Here is a 23578-nt window from a genome sequence, read left to right on the forward strand (position 1 = left end):
TATAATTATTCTACCTTTTATAGTTTATTATATCAATGTTTACCATGATTTTTCCTCTAAAAATCTTTTAATTTTTTCTTTTCTCATTTTAACATCTTCATTGCTATATTTTTCTAAATTTAACTCACCGTCTATTTTTCCATCATTAATATATAATATTCTATTTCCTCTTAAAGCTGATTTTATATCATGAGTAACCATTACTATTGATTGTCTTTTTTTATTTAAATCTGTTAATATATCTAATACCTTTTCACCCATTGATGAATTTAATGCTCCTGTTGGTTCATCTCCAAATATTACTTTTGGGTTATTTATTATTGCTCTTCCAATTGCTGCTCTTTGTTGCATTCCCCCAGAAATTTCTGCCGGGTATTTTTCTTTGTCATCATATAATCCTAATTCCTTTAAAATTTCATTTGCTCTAATTTGAATTTTTTCTTTATTTTTTTTATCAATAAATGCTGCATAAGTTATATTTTCATAAATTGTTAAATCTGGTAGCAAGTTTATTCCTTGAAATATAAAACTAATATCCTTATTTCTAATTTTACTTGCCTCTTCTTCATTTATTTTTGATATATCATGTCCAAGTAAAGTTACCTTTCCTGAAGTTGGATTATCCATTGTACTTAATGAATATAAAAGGGTAGATTTTCCTGACCCTGAGCTTCCCATTATTACTGTGAAATCTTCCTTATATATTTCTATATCAAGATTCTTTAATACATGAACCCCTGTTTTACCTATTATAAATGATTTACATAAACCTTCTGTTTTTATTAATACCTCACTCATTTAAAACTCCCCCTACTCCATTATTAATTCAACTGTTGATATTTTTTTAATTCCTCTATTGCAAATATAAATTATTAAAAGCACTAATAATAAGGTTGCTATAATAAATGCTATTATAATTTTAAAACTAAAGCTATATAAATCTAATTCCCCTAATGCTAACTTAAATAGATATCTTGCTGTTAACATATTAATAGATAGACCAATGATTGATCCTAAAATTGTTAAACTCATTATTCTATATGTTATTCTTCTTCTTATATATTTTGAAGAAAATCCAATACCCTTCATTATGCCATAATTTTTTCTATTATCTAGGTTTGTTGATAGTATAATGCTCATAATATTTATTATTGCAAATGCTAATATTCCAACTAATAATATTATTGAAACGGGAACAAATATCTCTACAATCGAGGATGTTGTATCTTTTAGTGGAATATATGTTTTATCAACTGAAACCCCTTTGAATTCATCTAAAATATCTTCTTTTAAAGTATTATAATCATCTTTATTTCTTAATTTTACAAAGGCGATATTACCATTAGAACCTCCAGATAAAACCTTATTAGTTAATCTTAAATTCTGTTGATTTCCCATCATTGAAGCATAACTACCTGTAATTAAAAACTCCTTATTTGTATTTTCTACATTTATTGTAATATAATCTCCAACACTTAATTTATTATTATCCATTATTGATTTACTTAACGATACCTCATTTTCATTTTTAGGATTTCTCCCTTCATATATACTAAAGTCTTCATCATTAAATTTATCAAAAGTCATTGCCATAAGTGCTGTACTATCTAACTTATATTTTAAATTATCCATAGTAATTTTACTTTGTCCTATACCATTCCAAAGATAATATTCCTCTGCTCTTTCATCTTTCTCTAAATATTCCTTTACTTCTTTTATTGAATCTTCCTTATCTGCTTGGGCTGTCACAACTAATTGTGATTTTGGCGTACCAAACAATTTATCTAAATTATCTTCTATTGTTAACATTGAATATGATAAATTAAGAAATAAAATTGAAATATAAAATGTTAAAGTAAATATTATTAAAATAGTAACGTTGCTTTTTTTATATTTAAATATATCATTAATAGCCATAGGAAAAGCTGAACTATTGTTTTTAATTATAGACTTTTTTAGTTTCTCTTTTGATGAAGTTAATCCAATATTAATTGCATTAATTGGCTTTATTTTATTTACTGCCTTTAGTACCCCTCTGACGTTCAAATATACTAGGCAATTAAATAATATAAATATTATAGAAACTACACCCAGTGATATTAAACCAAAAGTGTACACACCTAAATATTTAAACATTATATTACACATATAGTTTGAGATTGGAACGCTAATTAATATTCCAATTATTGATGCAATTATTGATACTAAAGCATATCCATATAAATAAATTCTTCTTATTTTCTTTGAGGAATATCCCATAGATTTATAAATACCTATGGACTTGTATTCCTTTAATATATTATTTTTAATATTTGATCTTAAAATTATCAGTAGAACTCCTATAAGTATTACTGATGCCATTAACCCTAGTCCCCCAGCTAAAATTGGTGTAATGGTTGCACTCATAATATATACACTTTTATCTAAAACCACCCCACCTAAGGGCTCATTTATATAACTAATTAAATCTTTTGATTCATTATCTGACCCTTTATTTGTGTTCATTGTTACAAGTTTTACCTCTGGCAACATTTTTAGTAATTCTCTATCTTTTTCATTTATATAGGTATAAAGAATACCTATCGTGGTTGATGGTTGATTTGAATCATTAATAATTGCTGAAACTTTAAATTCTATTGTTTCGCCATTGCCATCAATTATTTTAGCAATATCCCCCATTTTTAAATCTTTACTCTCAGCGACTGTTGAAGGTATCCATATTTCTCCTTCTAAAGGAGCCTTTTGCTTACTATTACCTTCAATTACTTCAATCTTAAAAGTTAAATTTTCTAAATTATCTATTGGCATTACGAGTCCCATAAAAATACCTAAATCCTTATTGTTTACAGTAAAATTAGTTGAAATAGAATAATTGTCATACTTTCTATAATTTCTAACCTCATTTCCCTTTGATTCATACCAATCTTTACTTTTTTCAACTACAGCGGGCTTCGTAGTAATAACTGTTAAATCTGCTGTACTATCACCTTTGTAATATTCGGCTCCAAAAGTATTTGCCACAACTGTAATTATTGTACTTAGTGATATCAGTGCTATAGCTATAGTGAAAATTATTCCTAGTAAAATATATTGAGTTTTTTTCTTCTTTAATTTAGATAACCACAATTTTCATCTCTCCCTTATTCATTAAGACACCTTAATATTAAATTTCTATACTCTTAATACTATAGGATAATTATAAACCACTTATTTTCTATTTCTTAACAAAATCTTACATCAATATCATTAATATTTTTAAACATATTTATTTTGGTTAAATTTGTTAACATAATTTTAAATTTAATACATGTTTTTTGTTTTTATTGGAATACCGCCCTATCTATATAAAAACACTATCTTTTATGATATTATTAATCAATATTTTAAGATATGAGGTGAATGTTAAATGTTGAATTACAATGAGGAAGTTATAATCCAGGGGCTTCCGTTTAAAATAAAAAGGAGCTTTGTTGAAGGAGTTAAAAACAAGTATTTTTCAGAAAATATTCTTATATTATTAGTTAAGACATTATTATTTTTAATGCTTATTTCTGATGATAATGCAAATGGAGTAAATTTTAAACAGGTCTTTTATTCAATGCCACCAATATTAGTTTGGGTTACTGTTCAATCAGCATTTTTATCTTTAGGACTTTTCTTTAAGGGTAATGGACAGAAATGGGCCTTTTTTGGGCTTAATTTATTCTTTACTATAATAATAATAGGTGATATGTGGTACTTTAGAAGTAATGCAGTTTTCTTAAATTATCATATGTTTGGAATGGCAAGCAACTTAGAAAATCTAGGAAGTTCAATAATATCTATGTTTAGAATAGTAGATCTTTTATTTATTATAGACTTAGTAATTATTGCTTTTAGAAACATAAAGTTCACAAAAACTTATAATAAGTATAATAGAAATGCACTAGGTGGACTAGCTATATTATTTATATCACTACTTTATCTTGGATATGCTCATATAAAAGTAGATAAGAAAAATCTAGGATTTGAAAACCAGTTTATTTTTAGAACTTGTTGGTCACCAAATCAAACTATGTCTAACCTAACACCTATTGGTTATCATATATACGACGCCTTCGATTTCTATAAGCAATCTAAACCTTATGTTTTTGACGAAAATGAAAAAGAATCTGTCAAGGACACATTAACAAGCTTAAAAGAAAATAATCCTAATAATGAATACGCAGGAATGATGAATGGTAAAAACTTATTAGTGATTCAGTGGGAATCATTAGAGACTTTTGTAGTAAATCAAAAAATTGATGGACAAGAAATAACTCCAAATTTGAATAAGATACTAAATAACTCATTATATTTTGATAATTTTTATGAACAAACATATGGTGGGACAAGTTCAGATGCAGAGCTTCTTACAAATACATCAACTTTTCCAGTAAGAGAAGGTGCAACCTTCTTTAGATATCCAAATAACACCTATGATTATTCACTCCCTAATTTATTTAATGATATGGGTTATACTACTTTAGCATCCCATCCAGATAAGGGATCTTATTGGAACTGGTTAGCTAATCTTAAATCAATTGGATACACTACATTATTAGATTCAACAGATTATGATACAACAGAAAGAATTAATCTTGGAATATCAGATAAGAGTTATTTTACACAATTAGCTGATGTTATAAAAGAAGTAAAGGAACCATATTTGGGATATACTATTACTTTAACAAGCCATAGTCCTTTTGAAATGCCAGAAAATGAAAAAACACTTAAGTTACCATCAAATTTAGAAGGAACAAAGCTAGGTGGATATTTTCATTCTATTCATTATACTGATAAATATTTAGGTGAATTTTTAAAACAATTAAAGACAAATGGAATTTTAAATAATACTGCAATTGCAATTTATGGAGATCATGAAGGTGTTCATAAATTTTATCCAGATGAAATCGCAAGTATAAATGACTTAGAGCCTTGGATGAAGGAAAATAATAGAAAGATTCCATTAGTTATTTATAACAATGAATTAGAAGGCAAAACTTTTTCAATGTACGGTGGTCAAGTAGATACATTGCCAACCTTAGCTTATTTATTTGGAGTTCCAAAAGAGAACTACTCTAGTTCCTTAACACTTGGAAGAAATCTTTTAAATACAAACAAGAGTTACGTACTACTTTCAAATAGAGAATTACTTCAAACTGGATTAACTGATGAAGAACAGATTAAAATAAAAAGTCTTATTGATATAAGTGATAAGATGATTCGGGGAAATTACTATAGAAATGAGGCTGGTATTAATGAATAAAAAAATTATATTACATATTATAATAGGATTAATCTTTTTAATGCCTATTATCTCAATTGAAGCTCTTACGCCTTGGGTAGTTGCCTTATTTTTTATTCATAAATCTATAAAAGAGTTTAAGGCAAAAGAAACACTTAACCCAATATGTTTTAATATGATTTATTGTGGTGGAATAATATTAATGTACAATATTATTGCTAGATATATAGAATATATATTAATTAAGGCATGGCTTTAAAAGAATCAAGCGTTACAATGAGCCTGCAAATAATTTTGTGTAAACTTAATAAAAAGACTTCTCCTTTTAATAATTAATATATTAATTATCTAAAAGAAGGAGTCTTTTCTATGGGGTATTTATCTTTGCCTTAATTTATTTATTTCCTTAATTATTTTTTCATATTCAACTTCTAACTTTTGCTTATCAACTATATTTCCACCTATAGATAAAATAGAAATAATTTCTGAAAGTTTATTTTGCAAAAGCATTAATTTTTCTTTATTTTCTTTCTCCTTATTATTTACCTTCGGCTTATTCTTCTCCCTGATATATTCACTATAACCACCATTAAATTGCTTCACCATATTATTTTCTATTTCAATAATATAATCACATACATTAGCAATAAATTTTCTATCATGAGACACCATAATAACTGTTTTATCCATATTAATTAACGCTTCTTCAAGAGCTTCCATAGACTTAATATCTAAGTAGTTTGTTGGTTCATCTAGAATTAAAACATTATTATCACTTAATAGAATCTTACATAACGCTACCTTAACTTTTTCTCCTCCACTTAATGAATTTACCATCTTTAATACTGTATCCCCTTTAAACCCAAATCCATCAAGGTTAATTCTTATAAAGCTTTGGTCATAGGATGAGTCTTCCATAATATTTTCTAGTATAGTTTTATTATCTTTCAATATACTTTGATTTTGGTCAAAATATCCAATAACAACTCTATTATTTATTTTTATTGCTTCATTATCATACTTTAATATTGCCTTTAATAATGTAGTTTTACCACAACCATTTTCCCCTAAAAGAGCTATCTTTTTTCCTCTCTTTATTCTAAATGTAGCTTCTTTTATTAATATCCTTTTCCCTATAATTACGTTAAATTCATTTATTTCAATTGGATTCTTTGATATTATCTCTAAACCTTCTTGTATCCGTATCTTTATTTCACTTGTTGCTTTTGGCTTTTCTTTAACATCAAGATGCTCAATCCTACTTATTACAGCCTTAATATTCTTATCAATTTTTTGCTTTCCTTTTTGTCCTCCCATTTTATGAAGCCTAGCCTCTGAATTCCCCATTCTTTTTGGTGTCTTTCTAATACTATCTCCCAAGCCTCTCTTTTCTAAAATAATACCATTTAATCTTTCTTTTTCTTTTATATAATCCGTATATTCAACTGCTTCTCTTTTTATTTCTTCCTTTTTAATCTTTATATATTTAGAATAATTACCTTTATAAAACTTTAATTTCCCATTCTCTATTTCTACAATAATATTACATAATGAATCTAAAAACTCCCTATCATGAGATACAAGTAACATAGCCCCATTATAAGATTTTAACATTTTCTCAAGAATACTAACGCTACTACTATCCAAGTTTGAAGTTGGTTCATCTGCTATAATAATGCTTCTATTTTCACTTAAAGCCTTTGAAATTTTAAGTTTAACTTTTTCACCACCAGATAAGTAATCCTTATATTGATCTGGTGCATTAAATAAACTCTTAGCCTTACTTAAAATACACTCGCCCTTGTAATCTTCTTTTTGACTTATATATGCATGGCTATCTGTTAAAAATACATTTCCTTCTTCCACATTAATTTCTCCAAGTAAAACCTTTATTAAAGTTGTCTTTCCTTCTCCATTTTCTCCAACTAACCCTATTCTATCTTCTTTAAATATTTCAAACTTTTCAATATCTAATATTAATCTATCTCCATAATATTTCTTTACTTTATCTAACATTGCTAATGACATAAAAAAATCCCTCCCTAAAATATAGGAGAGATTATAGAACTATTCCGTAAAAGGTAAAAGTTACTATACTTCAAGCCTATAATCTACTCTCATTAAAATTAAGCACACCAATTAAACCTATCTTCTAGGTTCTTTAAAACTTATTGATTATGCATTTAAAATTAGAAATTAAATTATATTCTCATAGTTGAAACTACCTTTACCTTTCTTTAATTTAATAATATTATACATCATATGTAATATAATTTCAACACGTTATTTTTCCATCTTTTCCCTAAGCCACAGTTACCCTTAATATGTTTTTGATATATAATTAAAATAACATCTCTTAGTTAATCTAAGGATATTAATAACTTTCTTTAGAAAATCTTTAGATTTATATACAGTTTTTCTTTAAAAACTATAGTTAATATAAAGGTATGAAAGAACTTAAGGAGATGATAATAATGATAAGTTATAAAGGACGGGATAGTAATGGAGAAATATAATATTTTAGTAGTAGAAGATGAAATTGAAATAGCAGGTGCCATTGAAGCTTATTTAATTAATCAAGGGTATAAGGTTTTTAAAGCAATTGATGGATTTGGTGGCCTTTCTATATTAGAATCAGAAAAAATCCATCTTGCTATAGTTGATGTAATGATGCCAAGAATGGATGGTATTACCTTTACAATGAAACTTAGAGAAAATCATGATTTCCCAGTAATATTTCTTTCAGCTAAATCAGAAGAGGTAGATAAGATAATGGGTTTAAACATAGGAGCAGACGATTATGTAACTAAACCTTTTAGACCACTTGAACTATTAGCTAGAGTAAACTCTCAATTAAGAAGATATAGTAAATTTATTTCTTTAGTTAAAACAGAAAATGAAGTTATAAATACTTTTTCTAGTGGTGGTCTGGAGTTAAATACAGATACAAAAGAAGTTTTAATAGATGGTATTAATGTACGGGTTACCCCAAGTGAATATAAAATTATAAAGTTACTTATAAAAAATCAAGGCAAAGTATTCTCCGCAGATGAGATATATGAAAGAGTATGGAACGAGGTAGCTATTAATTCAGATACTATTATGGTACATGTTAGAAATATTAGAGAAAAAATAGAGGTTAATCCTAAGAATCCAAAATATTTAAAGGTGGTGTGGGGTGTTGGATATAAAATCGAAAAGCAATAATATATTTATTAACACATTTCTTCTAATAGCAATATTTGTTACAATATCAGCAAGCTTACTTGCAGGTTTTCCAAACATTGAAGAAAATAAAAGAGCTCGAATTTCAGAAGAATTAAGTAAATCAAATGTTAGTGAGTTAATATTTGAAAGTTCTTATGGAATTTATTATGACATGTTAAAAACTTATAACGAAAAAGATCCTATTGATACAATGTTAGACTTTAATGCAGATTATGTTGATAAGTCCAACTTAAAGGAAAATGCAAATGGCATTATCTCTAATTACAATACAGTTCTTAAAGAGAGCAAGATAATAGAATATTATGCAATTAATGAAAAAGGAGATTCATTAAGTAGATATAATAAAAATAGGAATATACAAGCTTTCCTTAGTGATGACAAAGACATTTTAAAAAATATTTCAAAAGAATATCTTTTCTACATGGTTTTAAGTTATGATGAAAATGGAGATCTTGAAATAATAAACTCGAGTAATAGAAAAGAACATACTAATACTACTTTTATAAAAAATAGATCAAAATATATAGAAGCTAATAGTTCTAGCGAAAAAATAGAGTTAAATAAAATAAAAAATATGACTTATATTTTTGCTATACCCTCTAATATTACAGAAGTTAATTACGGAAAATATGATAGTTATGTAAATAATTATATTGTCACTACAGCAGTGAATGAAATGAATAATTTTTCTATTAAAGACTTAGGTCCTTATTCTGTAATCTCCCTTTTAATAGTCTTCCTATTAGCTTTAGTAATTCCTTATAAAGTAGAAAGTAATATATTTGGAGTAAAAAGTATTTTAAAAATACCACTAGAATTTTTATCCTTTATTTTACTTATAGCTTTTTCTATGATCCCAATTATTATAATGCACCTTCTGCAAACTTATAATATTTATGACGAGCAAAGATTACTCTCAGCCTTACTACTAATAAGTATACTTACGCTTTTATTTATTCTTATTTTTATAAGTGTACTACTAATAAAATATATATTTAAAACTGGTCTTTGGTCTTACTTAAAGAAACATTCAATTATAATCAGAATTCTTATTTATATAATAAAAAAATCTGCTAGCTTATATAAAATAGTAACAACCTTTGATATTAAAAAGGGCGTTAATAAGAAATTACTTATATTAATGGGAATAAACTTTATTATTATTTCACTTATATCGATTTTTTGGTTCTTTGGAATAGTTTTATCTCTAGTTTACTCAATCACATTGTTTATCTTAATAAAGAAAAAAACAAATAAAATTACTAGTGATTATAATAATTTATTTGAAGAAACAAAGAAAATAGCTAATGGAAATTTAGGAGCTATAACTGATGAAAACCTTGGATTATTTAATGATATAAAAAATGAATTAAGTGATATTGGAATAGGTTTTAGAAATGCTGTTAATGAAGAAGTTAAAAGTCAAAGGATGAAAACCGAACTTATTTCTAATGTATCTCATGACTTAAAAACTCCATTAACTTCAATAATTTCTTATGTAGATCTTCTAAAAGGTAAAAATCTAAGTGAAGAAAAACGCCTTGATTATTTAGATATTCTAGATAGAAAATCTCAAAGGCTTCAAGTATTAATAGAAGATTTATTTGAAGTAAGTAAAGCCACTAGTGGTAATATTACTTTAAATATAATAGATGTAGATGTAGTTTCTGTTATGAAAGAAACCTTAGTTGAATTAGAAGATAGAATAAAAGAAGCTAATTTAGATATAAGAACTAGATTTTCTAATGGAAAAATCGTATTACCTTTAGATAGCCAAAGAATTTATAGAGTTTTTGAAAATCTAGTAGTTAATATAACAAAGTATGCTATGAAAGGTAGCAGAGCCTATATTGATATATTTGAAGTAGAAAATAAGGTTATTATTGAACTTAAAAATATGTCTCAAGAAGAAATCACCTTTAGTGTAGATGAAATAGTAGAAAGATTTATACGTGGGGACAAATCAAGAAATACAGAAGGCAGTGGTGTTGGCTTAGCCTTAGCTAAAACCTTTGTAGATCTTCAAGGAGGAACCTTTGAAGTTATGTTAGATGGAGATTTATTTAAGGTAATTATAACATTTAAGAATTCTTTTAAGGAAAAACTAATTAATACTTAATCAAATTAAAATATTCCCTCCAACATTGCTTTCACTCTTATTATGGAGTGAAAGCTTCTTTTATGTCATACTCTATCTTTATGTACCCTTTTAGGTATCTCCAAAAAATAACTAGTCATATATTTATCTATCTTCAGATTAAATCTTTTATACTAAATATAACATTTTAGTAATATATTTATAACAACTATGTTATGGAGATGATTAAGTGGGCAAAAACAAAAGAATACCAAATGATATTCTTAATGCAAAAAAAGTAGTAATTGAAGAAAATATTCAAAAAGAAGAAGCACTAAGTAATCTAACCGGTCTTAATTGTATTGGTTCAAATTCATCTTCTAATAATTGCATTGGGTGCACTGGATGTAATTCTCCTGAAAATTCCACATTAAACCAAACCATTACAAAAATCGCAGCCTTAACAGTTGCATTAGAAGCAGCTCAACAAAATATAGGTTCATTGACAACAGGCGGAGAGGATGAAAAATTCTTCTACGATAGAAAAGTTAGTCCTTTAATAGATATGATATATTTTTTAACTCAATCAGCTCAAGGTGCTTCTATAACTGCGCAAAACATGCAAGCTAATGCATATTCAAAAAAGAAACAAATAAGACTTCCAATAGATTTATCTTATGAAATAATAAAAGAAGCATACTGTGTTTTTGAAACTTTTAAAAGAAGAAATGCTATATATAGGCATATGGTAGAAAATGATATTAAGCATAGTGGTTGCATAAATGAAAAATGTTATAAATCTAGTTTTTCTGATTTAGAGGAAGAATATTTTGAAGAATTACATCATTCTTATAACAAAATTTATAATGACGATACTTAAAACTATTTATATACATAACAATAAATTCACTAGAAATTACTCTCTAGTGAATTTATTTTTTTATTTTTTTCTATTACAGGTACCCGCTGAAGGGCAACCTGCACAACTACTTTTACCATTTTTAGTTCTTTTAAATTGCCTTACTACTACTAAAGACATTAGCCCTAATATAGTAATTGCTAATATAATTGTTGCTAACATAAATATCACTTCCTTAATTATCTATATTATTTTCATCCCCCTAAGTCTGCACCAACTTTATTTTGCACTGAACGCTTAGAAGATGTTAAAACTAGTGATACTATTCCAACTACTATTAACCCAGAGCTTACTGCTCCTATAACACTTCCATCATAAAAGATTGCGCTACCAATTTGGTTAATAAGAAGAGCAACCATATAAGCTGTACATGTTTGGAATCCAATTGTAATCCAAGTCAATTTCCATGAACCCATTTCTCTTTTAATTGCACCTATCGCTGCAAAGCAAGGAGCACAAAGCATGTTAAATGCTATGAATGAGAATGCACTAACTGTAGTAAACATGCCTGCAACATTTTCCTTTGCAACAAGACCAGTAACTGTTGCAACTGCTGATTGCCAGTTACCAAAACCAAGAGGCGCAAATATAGGTGAAAGTATATTACCAATACTAGCTAATATACTTTCACCAGCATCTACCATATCTAGTGACCAATTAAATGATTGTAAGAACCATATTACACCACAAGCAACAAAAATAATTGTACCTGCTTTTATTATAAACGCTTTTCCTCTCTCCCACATATGAATCAAAACACCTTTAAAGCTTGGAATATGATATTGTGGAAATTCCATAACAAATGGTGAAGGTTCCCCAGCGAATAACTTAGTTTTCTTTAAAATAATACCGCAAATAATTATCATTATAATACTTAAGAAATATACTGATGGTGCTACCCAAGATGATCCACCAAAAATTGCTCCACCAAACAATGCTATAATCGGAATTTTAGCACTACATGGAATAAATGTAGTTAACATAATTGTCACCTTTCTATCCCTGTCATTTTCCATAGTACGAGTTGCCATAATACCAGGAACACCGCAGCCTGAACTAATAATCATAGGTATAAACGCCTTACCTGAAAGCCCAACTTTACGGAAAATTCTATCCATAACAAAGGCAACACGAGCCATATAACCACAATCTTCAATTATAGCTAATAAGAAGAATAAAATCATAATCTGTGGAACGAAACCAAGAACTGCACCAACACCACCAATTACTCCATCAATAATCAACCCTTGTAACCAACCAGCCACACCAGCTATTTCAAGCCAACTACTAACATTACCACTAACAATTTCACCAAACAATCTATCGTTTGTCCAATCAGTTGCTATTGCACCAAGTGAACTTACTGCTATGAAGTATATACCCCTCATACTTGGTAATTCGTAGCGCCGCTTGATTTATTCCCCCTAATCTTCTGGATGCTAAACCTTATTTTCTATTTTAATTCTTATAAACTGAAAATGTTTAGAAATATTAAAATGATAATAAGTTTAATAGTATTTATAATTTTATTGAAAAAGCATAAAAAAAATAGTAATATGATAGGGAATGATAAAGAATATTAAAAAAAAATAGGTTTTTATAATATATGGACAAGTTATAAAACAACTTCATTAGGTATTAATCTATATTATTAAAATTCAATAAAAATAAGGAGATGGATAAAATGGATATTTTTCTAATTATCGGTATGATAATAGGCCTACTTACTATTGTTACAGGAATGGGATTAAACGGGACTAATCTTATGGTGCTATTAAATCCAGAGGCTGCAATCATTATTCTTATTGGAACTTCGGCGGCAGTTATGAATTCATTCCCCAAAAAAGAGTTTCTTAATATCCCTAAAGTTTTAGGAGCTTTGTTTAGAGAGAATAAAGATGTAGGTCCATCAGAAGCAATTAGTCAATTGGTAGAAATGTCGCAATTATCTAGGAAAAATGGTTTATTGGCATTAGAGCCACAAGTTTCTACTATGTCTAATAAATTTATGAAAAAGGGACTATCAATGGTTATAGATGGAACCGAACCAGCCTATGTAAGGGAAGTGTTAGAGATTGAAATTAATGCCACAGAGGAAAGACATCGTCTTGGAGCACAAGTTTTTACAACAGCAGGAGGATCTTCACCTACATTAGGTGTTTTAGGAGCTGTTATTGGTTTAATAGGCGCTCTTGGAAATTTAGAGGATACTGGTGCGCTTGGTGAGAAGATAGCCGGGGCTTTTGTAGCTACTCTCTATGGTATTTTTTTTGGGTATGTAATTTTACATCCTTTTGCATCTAGACTTAAACGAAAATCTCTTGAGGAAATAAACACTATGTATATTCTGTTAGAAGGGATTTTAGCATTGCAAGCTGGTGAAAATCCAAAAAGTATTCAAAATAAGCTTATGGGTATGCTAGAACCAAAGGAACAAATTAAAATGCAATCAGAATTAGATAAAGAAAGTTAATTCTAGGGAGGATAATTATGGCTAAGAAAAAAGAGCATCACGAAGAACATGTAGACGAAACATGGCTTATTCCATATTCAGATATGCTTACATTATTATTAGCACTTTTTATAGTTATGTTTGCTATGAGTAAGGTTGATGCAGAAAAATTTGCTAAGGTTAGTGCCAGCTTAAATAGTGCCTTTGTGGGAGGAACCTCTGTCTTGGAAAAAGGTGATAGTGGTACTTCAACAGACGGTACCCCATCAATTGTTGAGGAATTAACTAATGGGCAAATAGAGCAAGAAAGTATGAATCAAGCTAAATCTGAAATTGAACAAGGGATTAATACTGCGGGCTATTCCGATAAAATTGAAGTTTCAGTTAACGAATTTGGTTTAGCTATTAATATAAAAGATACTGTTCTTTTTGATTCTGCAAAAGCAGATGTAAAAGAAGAGAGTAATCCTTTGTTAATGCAGATTTCACAATCGTTGAAAGGGTTCGATAACGACATAAAGGTAATAGGTTACACAGATAATAGGCCAATAAACAATGGAGAATTTCGTTCAAACTGGGATCTAAGTGCAATACGTGCAATAAATACAATGCAATTTTTGAGTCAGTACGGGGGATTACCAGAAGATAAATTATCAATTGAAGCTTATGGAGAGCATAAGGCAAAATATGATAACTCAACAGAAGAAGGACAATCAGGTAATAGAAGAGTAGAAATTAGTATCCTTAGAAAATATCCTGTTGAAGATCCTGTAAGTACAGATATTAATCAATAGTCTAATCATAAAGAAAAAAAAGTATCAGTCCTGATAGATTGATACTTTTTTCTTTAATATTATTTTATTAAATACATCTCTTCTTAGCTTTCTTGACAACTTACTTAAAAATATTTAACAGATTAAATTATTTTTATGAGAATTAAAAGTTTCTTGCAATTTGTTGCGCTTCTTCTATAGATTTATTAATTTTACCTTCAACATCCGCACCAATAACATCTACATTTTCTATTGCAATTGTTTCTACTTCTCCAATTCCAAAGAATCCAAGTATTGTTCTTAAATATTTATCTCCCATTTCATATGGAGCATTAACATATTCTCCACCTCTTGATACTATGTGTACAGCTTTTCTATCTTTTAAAAGCCCTACTGGCCCTTGTGCTGTATATGTAAATGTAATTCCAGTTACACTTATATAATCTATATAAGCTTTTAATATTGCAGGAATGCTTAAGTTCCACATTGGTGCTGCAATTACATACTTATCTGCTTCTGCAAATTGATAGGCATACTTTAAGATTGGATTATTTTTACTTTCTTCATTCTTAGGTCCAAATATTTTCTCTAAATCATCTGGTCTTAAAAAATCTATCTTTTCTTCATATAAATCTAATGTAACAACTTCATCATTTGGATTAGACTTTTTATATTCTTCTATAAACCTATCCGCCACCTTAAAAGTTCTTGATTGTCCCTCTTTTTTAATGTTTGCTTTAATATATAATACTTTATTCATAATTTTCTCCTTCTTTGTTTCAATATTATTTATAATTGATAATGAAAATTTCTACATAACTATCCATAACGCCTTAAGCTTATCACTAATTAGTAATAAAAATTTAAAAAATTTTAAATTTCTTTAAATTTTTTTAATATTTTTTTTAATGTAAGCTTTTCTTCATCAGTTAAAATATCAAATATTTTACTAATATTAATAATATGTTCCGGTAAAATATTCGATATAATGTCTTTCCCCTTATCTGTTAGTGATATAATAGTAGACCTCTTATCTTGTGGGTCCGAATATTTTTTAACTAAACCGTCCTTTTCTAAATTTTTTATTACTACGGTCATATTCCCAGAGGTAGTTAATATTTTTTCTATTATCTCACATATCTTTAAATCACCTTTTGTATATAAAGCTTCTAACACACCAAATTGAGCACCAGTTAAACGATTTTTTTTAATAGTTTTATATTCTATTTTATGAATTTTATGCTCTGCTCTAGTAAAAACAACTAATGTAGATAAATTTAATTTATTATTTTTAATTAGTTCATTTATATTATCCATGAATATAATTTATCACTAATTAGTTACATTGTCAATATACCTTTGTTTTATACTGACTAATCTTTACATCTTTTATAATCATTTAATAATCTTATAAAATGATTAGATTCCCTTAATACATGATCAGCAAGAAGTGGTAAGAATATAGCTTTTATTTTACATTCATCAATCCCCTTTGTTCCTGCTTGTTTAAACTCATTAAGTTTTATAGTCTCATTTAAAGTTTCTAATGTAATACTAGATATTGTTTCATCTGTCATAGTTTTTGCTTTTTCAATTAAAGCAGCATATTCCTTAGCAAATTTATCTGAAGCCTCAATTAATTTATTTTCAGAAGGATCAAGTAGACCCCTAATAAATAATGCATGTTCCATCATAATTTGATCCCAAAATAGTTCACTTTGTTTAATATTTTTCTTTTCAATATCCTCTCCATTTTCAAGATCTACAATGTAAGCTCTATATAATTTAGCTTCCCTAATTATATGTTCAATAAGTAAAGGGTAATTTACTGTGAAAATTTCGCAAGATAGCATACCATTTAATACTCTCACTTTTAAATCTATAAGTCCATCAAGTAATTTTATAGCTTTTTTATTAATCTTTTTTATAATATTTATCATCTCAGGTTTGATATTGGGATTTATTCCATAATCTAACTTTGATTCAAGCATAGTTATCTTTTTATTTATAGGTATACCCGTAAAATATTCTGTTTTTTTCTCAGTGCTTAAAGTGTACTCAGTAATAATTTCACCAGAATCTAATATGCTTTCTCTAACAATTCCATTACTTAATTTCACTGTATCTAATAAAAGTTTTTCAAATTCTACTTTAAAAGAATCCGCTTCCTTAGAAAGCTTAGTATTTTTAGGTGTAAAACCTGCCTCTAAAAAAAGAGAATGTTCTTTCATAATTCTCGCGAAAAATAGGTGTTGTTCAAGTGATAAAATAACATACTTATTATCATTTAACATCATTGTCCTCCAAAAAAAAATTATATACTATTATATTCTTAAGTTTACGTTTCGTTCATATTATTTTCTAAAAGTAATACTTATTTACTTCTTTTACTTAAATGTTAGACACTATTCAAATAATTTTGTTTAAACCAAATAAAAAGTACTCCTTCTTATAATTAAGATAACAATTAATTATAAGAAGGAGTACTTTTTTATATCAAATCTATCTATTTTGTATTCTCTAATCATCTAACAACTTGAAAAAATTAGTTGCTATTTCAATTTTAATATCCTATATCATATATCTTTTTATTAAACTTTTTCAATAAATCCCTTTTCATACATCTTTTCCGCATTTTGAAAATATGCCATACCAGTCTTCATCTTTTTAAAATTTAATTTATTGTAAAAGCTCTCTTTTCCTGGAGAAGCATATAATATTGTGTTACATTGTGGAATTGATTCTAAAATATTATTAATAATTATTCTTCCAATCCCACTTCCTTGATAACTTGGTAATACAGCCACATCATATATAGCTGCTTGATATACTCCATCTGAAATAGATCTTCCAAACCCAATCAACTCATTACCATCATATATAAATACTGTACTATAACTATTTTCAAAAGCTTTTTTATGTGTATCTTCATCAAAATAACTCATACCAGCTGCTTTTAATATTTCTTTTATATTATTCCAATCTATATTAGAACAATCATTTTCCACTCTTATATCCATGATTTCACCTCTTTTTACTTATTCAAGTATATTTCATTGATTATTTTATATAACATAATCTTGTTATGCATTTATTCACATTGGTATAATTCTAACGGAAGGTTATCAGGATCTTCAAAGAATGTAAACTTCCTACCTGTAAACTCATCCACTCTGATAGGTTCTGTTTCTATCCCTTTACTATTTAGTTCTCTTACTGATTCTTCAATATTTTCTACCTCTAAGGCAAGATGTCTTAATCCACAGCCCTCTGGATAACTTTGCCTCTTTGGTGGATTCGAAAATGAAAATAACTCTATTTGGTTATCTCCTAATCTTAAATCCAATTTATATGAATCTCTCTCTTTTCTGTATACTTCTCTTATTATTTCAAGACCTAATTTTTCTACATAAAATTCTTTTGACCTATTATAATCCGAAGAAATAATAGCTACATGATGTATCTTATTAAATTTCATCTCTTACCCTCCTATGACTTTTAAGGAAATAAAGTTACCATCTTTCTAATTTTCTTTAAATAGCTTATGATAACTTTTTATTTCTTTCATCTATTATTCTCTAATTAATTTTTTCTAAGATATTGTAAAATTAATTGCCATTGTATTATCTAAAATCAAAATATATATTTTCTCAAAGGATTCAATTTCATCATTCTTAAACTTATATGCCTTATATGTATTAATTAATTCATTAACACCTTTATTCGATTTACATAATTCATCAAATTCACTACTATTTTTATATAAATTTAACACATCCTCAATTATATCCATATATTGTTCTTTAATATAAACTATCTTTTTAACATTTTTATTTTGATCCATAAACTTATTCAGTCTCTCCGAATTTATACTCTTTGATAATAACTTCTTATTCTTTGTATGAGTTTCAGCTACTAATTTGGGTTTTACCTGATACTTTTTATTCCATTTTTTCGAATTAACTATACAACCTATTTCATATAAATCTTTTATCAACTCTAAATCCTTTTTACTTACTTCACTAAATCTATATCCAGCAACATTTGACCCAAATTCTTCTAAAACATGATACTTACCATCTATATATTTTGCCAGCATCCAATAATTTTCTATTAAATCTTCTGTATAATCTAAAACACAATGCCTACTCCCATTAGATTTAAAATTCCAATGATCTGATATTCTTAAACTTCCCTCTGGTTTATAGTCCCAAGTAATTCCTGGTACATTATAATAAGTTTTGCTATATGGACTTTTATTAATATAATCAAATTTACTAATTTTCTCTAATACGTTCTTTGGTGTTATCATTGCTTTTTGTGGTAATAATATTTTTTTCATAATTTTTCTCCTAACTACTTTATCTAAATAGTATGTGTAAATTATAAAAATTTAATTGTGAAATTGTATTACTTTCAAATTTTATTATTTATTACCCCATTTTTAGTTTCCTAATTAAAATCCACTTATAAAGCTTAATGCTATTAAGCCTTGTCCTACATAATAAAATATTAAGTTTATATTTGATATATAAGGTTTACAGTCATCATAAAACAAGTAAAAACATAAAAGTGCATCTGATATAAAAAATAATACTGTTCCTGTTATTAATAATATTGTACCTACTGGATTTGAGTTTGCTATAGAAATAATTGATATTGATTTAGTAAGCATAGCACTTAGTATAATCCCATACACAATCACAAAGGGAAAAAGATTTTCAAAATTAAATTTTTTGATTTTTGTAAGAAATATAATTGCTATTATCAAAAGAATAACAAATATTATTAAGTCCATAACTTTTAAAGGTACTAAAGCAATAAATCCTAAGGTATAAAAAACATGTGCAACTGAAAAACTTAAAAGTCCCAAAATAAACATATTCCTAGTATTTATATCCTTGCTATTATGAAAAACAAGAAATACATCTCCTAGCATTGAGAAAATCAAAGCTATTAAAATTAATATAAAGTATTCAGATTTTTCTTGCCATGGATATGCACTAGCTATACATGTTCCAATAAATAAAAAGCTAGTACTTGTTTTAAATATTTTTTTATATACCTCATTTGGATTTAAATTAAAAATAATTAACATTGTTAATGAAATAATCATTAAGAAAAACATTACAAATGGAATCATTATTAAATCTCCTTTCACACTAAAATATTATATATTTAACTAGATAATATATATATTTTATCCCTTCTAAATTTATTCTATATATATGTATATTTCATTAACTTCATCCTTATATTCATTAATAATAATTTGATCATATTGCTCAATATAGCTCACATCGTTGGCTACAAAGGATAATAATTCTGCTAAATCATTTTCTTTAATTAGCATATTTGCATAATACTCAGTAGTATTCCATTTTTTCTCCACAAACTCATCTTTTAATTCCTTATAACTTTAACTCTCCATTCTTCCCAACCATTATATACAGATTTATCTCCTTTTTTCAATAATTTATTGAAAGACTTAGTTTTATCTTTATTGTCAAAGTCATCAGTATTAATACATATTTCTCTCCTTTTTCAGTTCCTATTAATAATATTAAGCTAAATCGCTTTACTATGTAGTGTTATTTTATACTTATATTATAACAATTAAAATATTTTTTTTAAACTTATTCGCCTTAAATTTTCAATTATTCTCTAATATTTATATATAGCTATTCCACAATTCGCCACATTCTTTGCACTAGACATACCATTCTGTTAATCGATCTGACACAGGCAAACCAAGAGGTTAATTTTCAGTATAGATAATCATACTTCTTGTACCAATATAATCCTTATTAACCTAGCAAAAAAATAAAACAACCTACACAGCCTGTCGAGATTGTACTTCGACAAGTTTATTTTCGATTTTCAACATTAATTTAAAACATATAGAATTATTTTAGTAAATTGTTTTAAAATCACAAATTGTCTAATATTATATACTAGCTAATATAAATTTTATATTTTAATTATTATTTTAAAGGAGGAATAATTATAAAATAATATAAAATTTAACAAACCTTATATAACCTAATTTAATGAAATGGGGGATTTAAAAGTGAAAAAAGTTTTTAATTCAATTCTATCTTTATTTATGGCTTTTGCTTTATTTTTAGCTCCAGTAAAAGTAAATGCTGCAACTGGCAGTGATTTATTAAAGGTTCATTATATCGATGTGGGACAAGGTGATTCTATCTATATTCAATACAAAGATTATGATATTTTAATAGATGCTGGTGATAATAATATGGGGGATAGAGTTGTAAATTATTTAAAACCACTAATCAAAGGAAATTTAGAGCTTGTTATTGCTACTCATCCGGATGCTGACCATATAGGTGGAATGGATACAGTTTTAAAAAGTTTCAAAGCAAATAAAATTATAGATAGCGGAATGTCTGGTACCTCAATAACTTATTCAGATTATCTAAAACAAGTTAATGCACAAGTTAAAAATGGCGCTGTTTATTCTGGCGATTCTGATATGACTATAAATATTAGTAATGGCGTTAAACTTGATATTATAGAAACTGGTGATAATAACGGAAGTACTAATAATAATTCTGTTGTTGCAAAATTAACTTATGAAAAAATCAAATATCTTTTTACAGGAGATATGGAACAAAAAGTAGAGAAAAAAATACTGAACAGAGATCTTAAAGCAGATGTATTAAAAGCTGGACATCATGGTTCTAAAACTGCTACAAGTCCTGAATTTTTACAAAAAGTAAATCCTAAATATACAATAATAAGTGCAGGACCAAATAATAAATTTGGACATCCTCATGCTGAAACAATAAATACATTGAATTCATTTAATATACCTTATTATATTACAAAAGACTTAGGAAATATTATAGTTTCAACAAATGGAACATCTTTAAGTATAAATGATGATGAAGTTAATGTTTCACCTAATGAAAACTATGTCAACTTAGGTGATGATACAAAGTCCGAAAATCCAGAAAATCCTGGAGATAATCCAACTCCTGATTCAACTACTAACTCAGATATCTATATAAAAAATATAGATTCTAAAAGTGAAATTGTTATAATTGAAAACAATTCAGATAAATCAATTGATATGAGCGGTTGGTATATGATTTCAACTACTGGAAATCAAATATTTAATTTTCCTGATAGTTTTGAATTAAAGGCAGGAAGCACTATAAATCTTATTTCAGGGAGAGGTTCAAATTCAGACGGAGTTTCTAGCTTAAAATGGTCCAATTCTTATATTTGGTCCGATACCTATGACCCTGGTGAATTATATGATTCATCAAATACTTTAATCTCAAGTTTTGGCAAATAGTTCCCTTAAATTATTATTATTAAATTTAACTGCTGTTTTAAAAATGTTTTCATTCTAAATATTAGGGATGTCCTAATAAATAGGACATCCCTTTTGCCTTGCTTATTTTATGTTATTTATAAATACAAATAACATTTCTATTTTCTTATAAAATACTTTTATTCAATATATATAAATATTGCTTCAATAGATGCAGTTATTTTATTTTGCCCAGCTTCAATAGGTGTACTTGCATCTGCGGCTTTAAATGTTATTGGTGTTAAAGAATCTCCTCTACCTCCACCTTGCTCAACTATTTGAATTGGCACAATATTCACTTTTACTTTAAGTTTATTTGCTATAATTAAGGCTTTATCTTGAGCATCCTCAATAGCTAATTTTAATGCTTCATTATAATACTTTGATCTATCCGAAACTATAAAACTTATATTATTTACAACATTTGTCCCATTACTTACCGCAGTATCAATTATTTCTCCCACATCATTTATATTTCTAACTACTACTTGCAAATAATTAGCAACTTCATAACCTGTAAATACCTGTCTTCCATCAGTAAAATCATATTTTGTTCTAATGTTATAATTTTGGGTTTGTATATCTTTTGCTAATACTCCCATACTTTTTATACTATCTATTACCTGCTGAGTTATTTCTGCATTTTCTTTTTGTGCTAATTCCAATTGTTTGTTTTCTGTTATAACACCAATTGCGATTTCTGCTATGTCTGGCTTTACATTTACTACTCCCACTCCGAAGACTTTCAATCTATTAGCATTTCTAAGAGTTTCCTCTTCTCTTCGATTATAACAATTGTAATTATTCGGAAATACCTCGCTATATCCTTGTTGATACATATATTTCATCCCTTTAAAATAATTAATTACTTTATACTATGATTGCTTTGAATAAATATATACTAAATTATATAAACTAAACTCTTTATTGTTTCTAAACCTATCACATTCAATAAAAACATTCTAAATTCAAAAAATTAGAAACATTTTTTCTTCCTACCAATAATTCTATATAATCAAAAAAGAGCCTAATTGGCTCTTTTTTGTTAATTATAATAATATACTATACTTTTTTTCTTCCTGAAATCATATCTACTATGAATGCTATTACAGCTATTGCAAGTAACCAATGAATCATAAGACCTCCAATACTAAATATAATTCCCAAAATCCAAAAACATACTATTATCGCACCAATCCAACTTAAAAAACCCATTTAAAACACTACCTTTCATATATATTTATTTAATAAATCTCCCTTAACATTATAATGACCAAAATTCTATTATCTATACCCATTCTATTTATAATCAAAGCTTAATTAATCTCTTTGATTTTTTTAGATACATCAAGAGCATACTCATACCTTATAGATCGCTCATTATAGGTAAATGTTAATCCTATATTATCTTTTATATCTAGTGATATCTTTGCCATATCTTCTGTTGAGACAAACTTACTTTCTGCTTTATACTGTTAAATATTATAATTTCGACAAGATGAACATTTAAAATTACACAAA

At 27.1% G+C, this 23578-nt stretch carries 22 protein-coding genes and 1 pseudogene; 8 read left to right on the forward strand and 15 right to left on the reverse strand.

Features of this window, described 5'->3' with window-relative positions; translation table 11 throughout:
• Window positions 1-39: 39 nt before the first annotated feature.
• Together J1C67_RS18305 and J1C67_RS18310 are read right to left on the reverse strand one after the other, a co-directional pair.
• Window positions 40-798: an ABC transporter ATP-binding protein gene (locus tag J1C67_RS18305; protein ID WP_167865392.1), complete on the reverse strand. Its 759-nt coding sequence runs from the start codon at window positions 796-798 to the stop codon at window positions 40-42.
• Between the two features lie 12 nt (window positions 799-810).
• Entirely contained in the window at window positions 811-3126 is a 2316-nt protein-coding gene (locus J1C67_RS18310; RefSeq protein WP_167865391.1) for an ABC transporter permease, read from the reverse strand.
• 280 nt (window positions 3127-3406) lie between these two features.
• On the opposite strand from J1C67_RS18310, the gene J1C67_RS18315 reads away from it, so the two are divergent.
• Together J1C67_RS18315 and J1C67_RS18320 are read left to right on the forward strand one after the other, a co-directional pair.
• A complete protein-coding gene (locus J1C67_RS18315) occupies window positions 3407-5287 on the forward strand; it encodes an LTA synthase family protein (protein ID WP_167865390.1) in 1881 nt (626 codons plus the stop codon).
• Window positions 5280-5525, forward strand: a complete 246-nt coding sequence (locus tag J1C67_RS18320) for a hypothetical protein (protein ID WP_167865389.1) — start codon at window positions 5280-5282, stop codon at window positions 5523-5525. The genes J1C67_RS18315 and J1C67_RS18320 overlap by 8 nt, the downstream gene beginning before the upstream one ends.
• A 119-nt stretch (window positions 5526-5644) precedes the next feature.
• Here J1C67_RS18320 and cplR read toward each other — a convergent pair whose 3' ends face one another.
• Window positions 5645-7294 (reverse strand): ABC-F type ribosomal protection protein CplR, encoded by a 1650-nt coding sequence (gene cplR, locus J1C67_RS18325; protein ID WP_167865388.1) that lies wholly within the window; start codon window positions 7292-7294, stop codon window positions 5645-5647.
• Window positions 7295-7768: 474 nt separating this feature from the next.
• On the opposite strand from cplR, the gene J1C67_RS18330 reads away from it, so the two are divergent.
• From J1C67_RS18330 to J1C67_RS18340, 3 genes are all read left to right on the forward strand, one after another.
• Window positions 7769-8473, forward strand: coding sequence for a response regulator transcription factor (locus J1C67_RS18330; protein WP_167865387.1), 705 nt, complete (start codon window positions 7769-7771; stop codon window positions 8471-8473).
• Window positions 8445-10613 (forward strand): sensor histidine kinase, encoded by a 2169-nt coding sequence (locus tag J1C67_RS18335; protein WP_167865386.1) that lies wholly within the window; start codon window positions 8445-8447, stop codon window positions 10611-10613. Before J1C67_RS18330 ends, J1C67_RS18335 begins: the two co-directional genes overlap by 29 nt.
• Before the next feature lie 208 nt (window positions 10614-10821).
• Window positions 10822-11451, forward strand: a complete 630-nt coding sequence (locus tag J1C67_RS18340; RefSeq protein ID WP_089971537.1) for a hypothetical protein — start codon at window positions 10822-10824, stop codon at window positions 11449-11451.
• 60 nt (window positions 11452-11511) lie between these two features.
• Here J1C67_RS18340 and J1C67_RS18345 read toward each other — a convergent pair whose 3' ends face one another.
• Both J1C67_RS18345 and feoB read right to left on the reverse strand, forming a co-directional pair.
• Entirely contained in the window at window positions 11512-11652 is a 141-nt protein-coding gene (locus J1C67_RS18345) for a FeoB-associated Cys-rich membrane protein (RefSeq protein WP_089971534.1), read from the reverse strand.
• A gap of 32 nt (window positions 11653-11684) precedes the next feature.
• Window positions 11685-12878: pseudogene (gene feoB, locus J1C67_RS18350) on the reverse strand (ferrous iron transporter B); the annotation flags it as partial.
• Between the two features lie 296 nt (window positions 12879-13174).
• Between feoB and motA the strand changes: the two are divergent.
• Together motA and J1C67_RS18360 are read left to right on the forward strand one after the other, a co-directional pair.
• The gene (gene motA, locus J1C67_RS18355; RefSeq protein ID WP_167865385.1) at window positions 13175-13963 is read left to right on the forward strand and encodes a flagellar motor stator protein MotA; all 789 of its coding nucleotides are present in this window, start codon (window positions 13175-13177) and stop codon (window positions 13961-13963) included.
• A gap of 17 nt (window positions 13964-13980) precedes the next feature.
• Window positions 13981-14736 (forward strand): flagellar motor protein MotB, encoded by a 756-nt coding sequence (locus J1C67_RS18360; RefSeq protein WP_167865384.1) that lies wholly within the window; start codon window positions 13981-13983, stop codon window positions 14734-14736.
• A gap of 142 nt (window positions 14737-14878) precedes the next feature.
• On the opposite strand, the gene J1C67_RS18365 is transcribed toward J1C67_RS18360, so the two are convergent.
• From J1C67_RS18365 to J1C67_RS18400, 8 genes are all read right to left on the reverse strand, one after another.
• Window positions 14879-15475 carry an FMN-dependent NADH-azoreductase gene (locus J1C67_RS18365; protein ID WP_167865383.1) on the reverse strand — a complete coding sequence of 199 codons (597 nt, stop codon included), beginning with the start codon at window positions 15473-15475 and terminating at the stop codon, window positions 14879-14881.
• A 113-nt stretch (window positions 15476-15588) separates the two neighbouring features.
• A complete protein-coding gene (locus J1C67_RS18370; RefSeq protein ID WP_167865382.1) occupies window positions 15589-16032 on the reverse strand; it encodes a MarR family winged helix-turn-helix transcriptional regulator in 444 nt (147 codons plus the stop codon).
• A 56-nt stretch (window positions 16033-16088) separates the two neighbouring features.
• A complete protein-coding gene (locus tag J1C67_RS18375) occupies window positions 16089-17009 on the reverse strand; it encodes a DUF2935 domain-containing protein (RefSeq protein WP_167865381.1) in 921 nt (306 codons plus the stop codon).
• A 297-nt stretch (window positions 17010-17306) separates the two neighbouring features.
• Complete coding sequence (locus J1C67_RS18380; protein WP_089971518.1) at window positions 17307-17735, reverse strand: GNAT family N-acetyltransferase; 429 nt, start codon at window positions 17733-17735, stop codon at window positions 17307-17309.
• 71 nt (window positions 17736-17806) lie between these two features.
• Window positions 17807-18193 carry an SMU1112c/YaeR family gloxylase I-like metalloprotein gene (gene gloA2, locus J1C67_RS18385; RefSeq protein WP_089971516.1) on the reverse strand — a complete coding sequence of 129 codons (387 nt, stop codon included), beginning with the start codon at window positions 18191-18193 and terminating at the stop codon, window positions 17807-17809.
• 114 nt (window positions 18194-18307) lie between these two features.
• On the reverse strand, window positions 18308-19057 hold the full coding sequence (locus tag J1C67_RS18390; protein WP_167865380.1) for a hypothetical protein: 750 nt from the start codon (window positions 19055-19057) through the stop codon (window positions 18308-18310).
• A gap of 114 nt (window positions 19058-19171) precedes the next feature.
• Entirely contained in the window at window positions 19172-19858 is a 687-nt protein-coding gene (locus J1C67_RS18395) for a lysoplasmalogenase (protein ID WP_089971510.1), read from the reverse strand.
• Between the two features lie 72 nt (window positions 19859-19930).
• A complete protein-coding gene (locus J1C67_RS18400; protein WP_167865379.1) occupies window positions 19931-20107 on the reverse strand; it encodes a hypothetical protein in 177 nt (58 codons plus the stop codon).
• Between the two features lie 678 nt (window positions 20108-20785).
• On the opposite strand from J1C67_RS18400, the gene J1C67_RS18405 reads away from it, so the two are divergent.
• Window positions 20786-22039 (forward strand): MBL fold metallo-hydrolase, encoded by a 1254-nt coding sequence (locus J1C67_RS18405; RefSeq protein WP_167865378.1) that lies wholly within the window; start codon window positions 20786-20788, stop codon window positions 22037-22039.
• Window positions 22040-22197: 158 nt separating this feature from the next.
• On the opposite strand, the gene J1C67_RS18410 is transcribed toward J1C67_RS18405, so the two are convergent.
• Both J1C67_RS18410 and J1C67_RS18415 read right to left on the reverse strand, forming a co-directional pair.
• Complete coding sequence (locus J1C67_RS18410; RefSeq protein ID WP_167865588.1) at window positions 22198-22896, reverse strand: SIMPL domain-containing protein; 699 nt, start codon at window positions 22894-22896, stop codon at window positions 22198-22200.
• A gap of 223 nt (window positions 22897-23119) precedes the next feature.
• Window positions 23120-23272 carry a lmo0937 family membrane protein gene (locus J1C67_RS18415; protein WP_139164849.1) on the reverse strand — a complete coding sequence of 51 codons (153 nt, stop codon included), beginning with the start codon at window positions 23270-23272 and terminating at the stop codon, window positions 23120-23122.
• Window positions 23273-23578 lie beyond the last annotated feature (306 nt).

It is taken from the genome of Clostridium gasigenes (genome assembly GCF_017348895.1).
GTDB lineage: Bacteria > Bacillota > Clostridia > Clostridiales > Clostridiaceae > Clostridium > Clostridium gasigenes.

Excerpts from the sequence above, each read along its gene's own strand:
- J1C67_RS18305 (WP_167865392.1), bottom strand. The coding sequence starts at position 798 with ATGAGTGAGGTATTAATAAAAACAGAAGGTTTATGTAAATCATTTATA.
- J1C67_RS18315 (WP_167865390.1), top strand. The coding sequence starts at position 3,407 with ATGTTGAATTACAATGAGGAAGTTATAATCCAGGGGCTTCCGTTTAAA.
- J1C67_RS18320 (WP_167865389.1), top strand. The coding sequence starts at position 5,280 with ATGAATAAAAAAATTATATTACATATTATAATAGGATTAATCTTTTTA.
- cplR (WP_167865388.1), bottom strand. The coding sequence starts at position 7,294 with ATGTCATTAGCAATGTTAGATAAAGTAAAGAAATATTATGGAGATAGA.
- J1C67_RS18330 (WP_167865387.1), top strand. The coding sequence starts at position 7,769 with ATGGAGAAATATAATATTTTAGTAGTAGAAGATGAAATTGAAATAGCA.
- J1C67_RS18345 (WP_089971534.1), bottom strand. The coding sequence starts at position 11,652 with ATGTTAGCAACAATTATATTAGCAATTACTATATTAGGGCTAATGTCT.
- motA (WP_167865385.1), top strand. The coding sequence starts at position 13,175 with ATGGATATTTTTCTAATTATCGGTATGATAATAGGCCTACTTACTATT.
- J1C67_RS18360 (WP_167865384.1), top strand. The coding sequence starts at position 13,981 with ATGGCTAAGAAAAAAGAGCATCACGAAGAACATGTAGACGAAACATGG.
- J1C67_RS18365 (WP_167865383.1), bottom strand. The coding sequence starts at position 15,475 with ATGAATAAAGTATTATATATTAAAGCAAACATTAAAAAAGAGGGACAA.
- J1C67_RS18370 (WP_167865382.1), bottom strand. The coding sequence starts at position 16,032 with ATGGATAATATAAATGAACTAATTAAAAATAATAAATTAAATTTATCT.
- J1C67_RS18375 (WP_167865381.1), bottom strand. The coding sequence starts at position 17,009 with ATGTTAAATGATAATAAGTATGTTATTTTATCACTTGAACAACACCTA.
- J1C67_RS18380 (WP_089971518.1), bottom strand. The coding sequence starts at position 17,735 with ATGGATATAAGAGTGGAAAATGATTGTTCTAATATAGATTGGAATAAT.
- gloA2 (WP_089971516.1), bottom strand. The coding sequence starts at position 18,193 with ATGAAATTTAATAAGATACATCATGTAGCTATTATTTCTTCGGATTAT.
- J1C67_RS18390 (WP_167865380.1), bottom strand. The coding sequence starts at position 19,057 with ATGAAAAAAATATTATTACCACAAAAAGCAATGATAACACCAAAGAAC.
- J1C67_RS18395 (WP_089971510.1), bottom strand. The coding sequence starts at position 19,858 with ATGATTCCATTTGTAATGTTTTTCTTAATGATTATTTCATTAACAATG.
- J1C67_RS18410 (WP_167865588.1), bottom strand. The coding sequence starts at position 22,896 with ATGTATCAACAAGGATATAGCGAGGTATTTCCGAATAATTACAATTGT.
- J1C67_RS18415 (WP_139164849.1), bottom strand. The coding sequence starts at position 23,272 with ATGGGTTTTTTAAGTTGGATTGGTGCGATAATAGTATGTTTTTGGATT.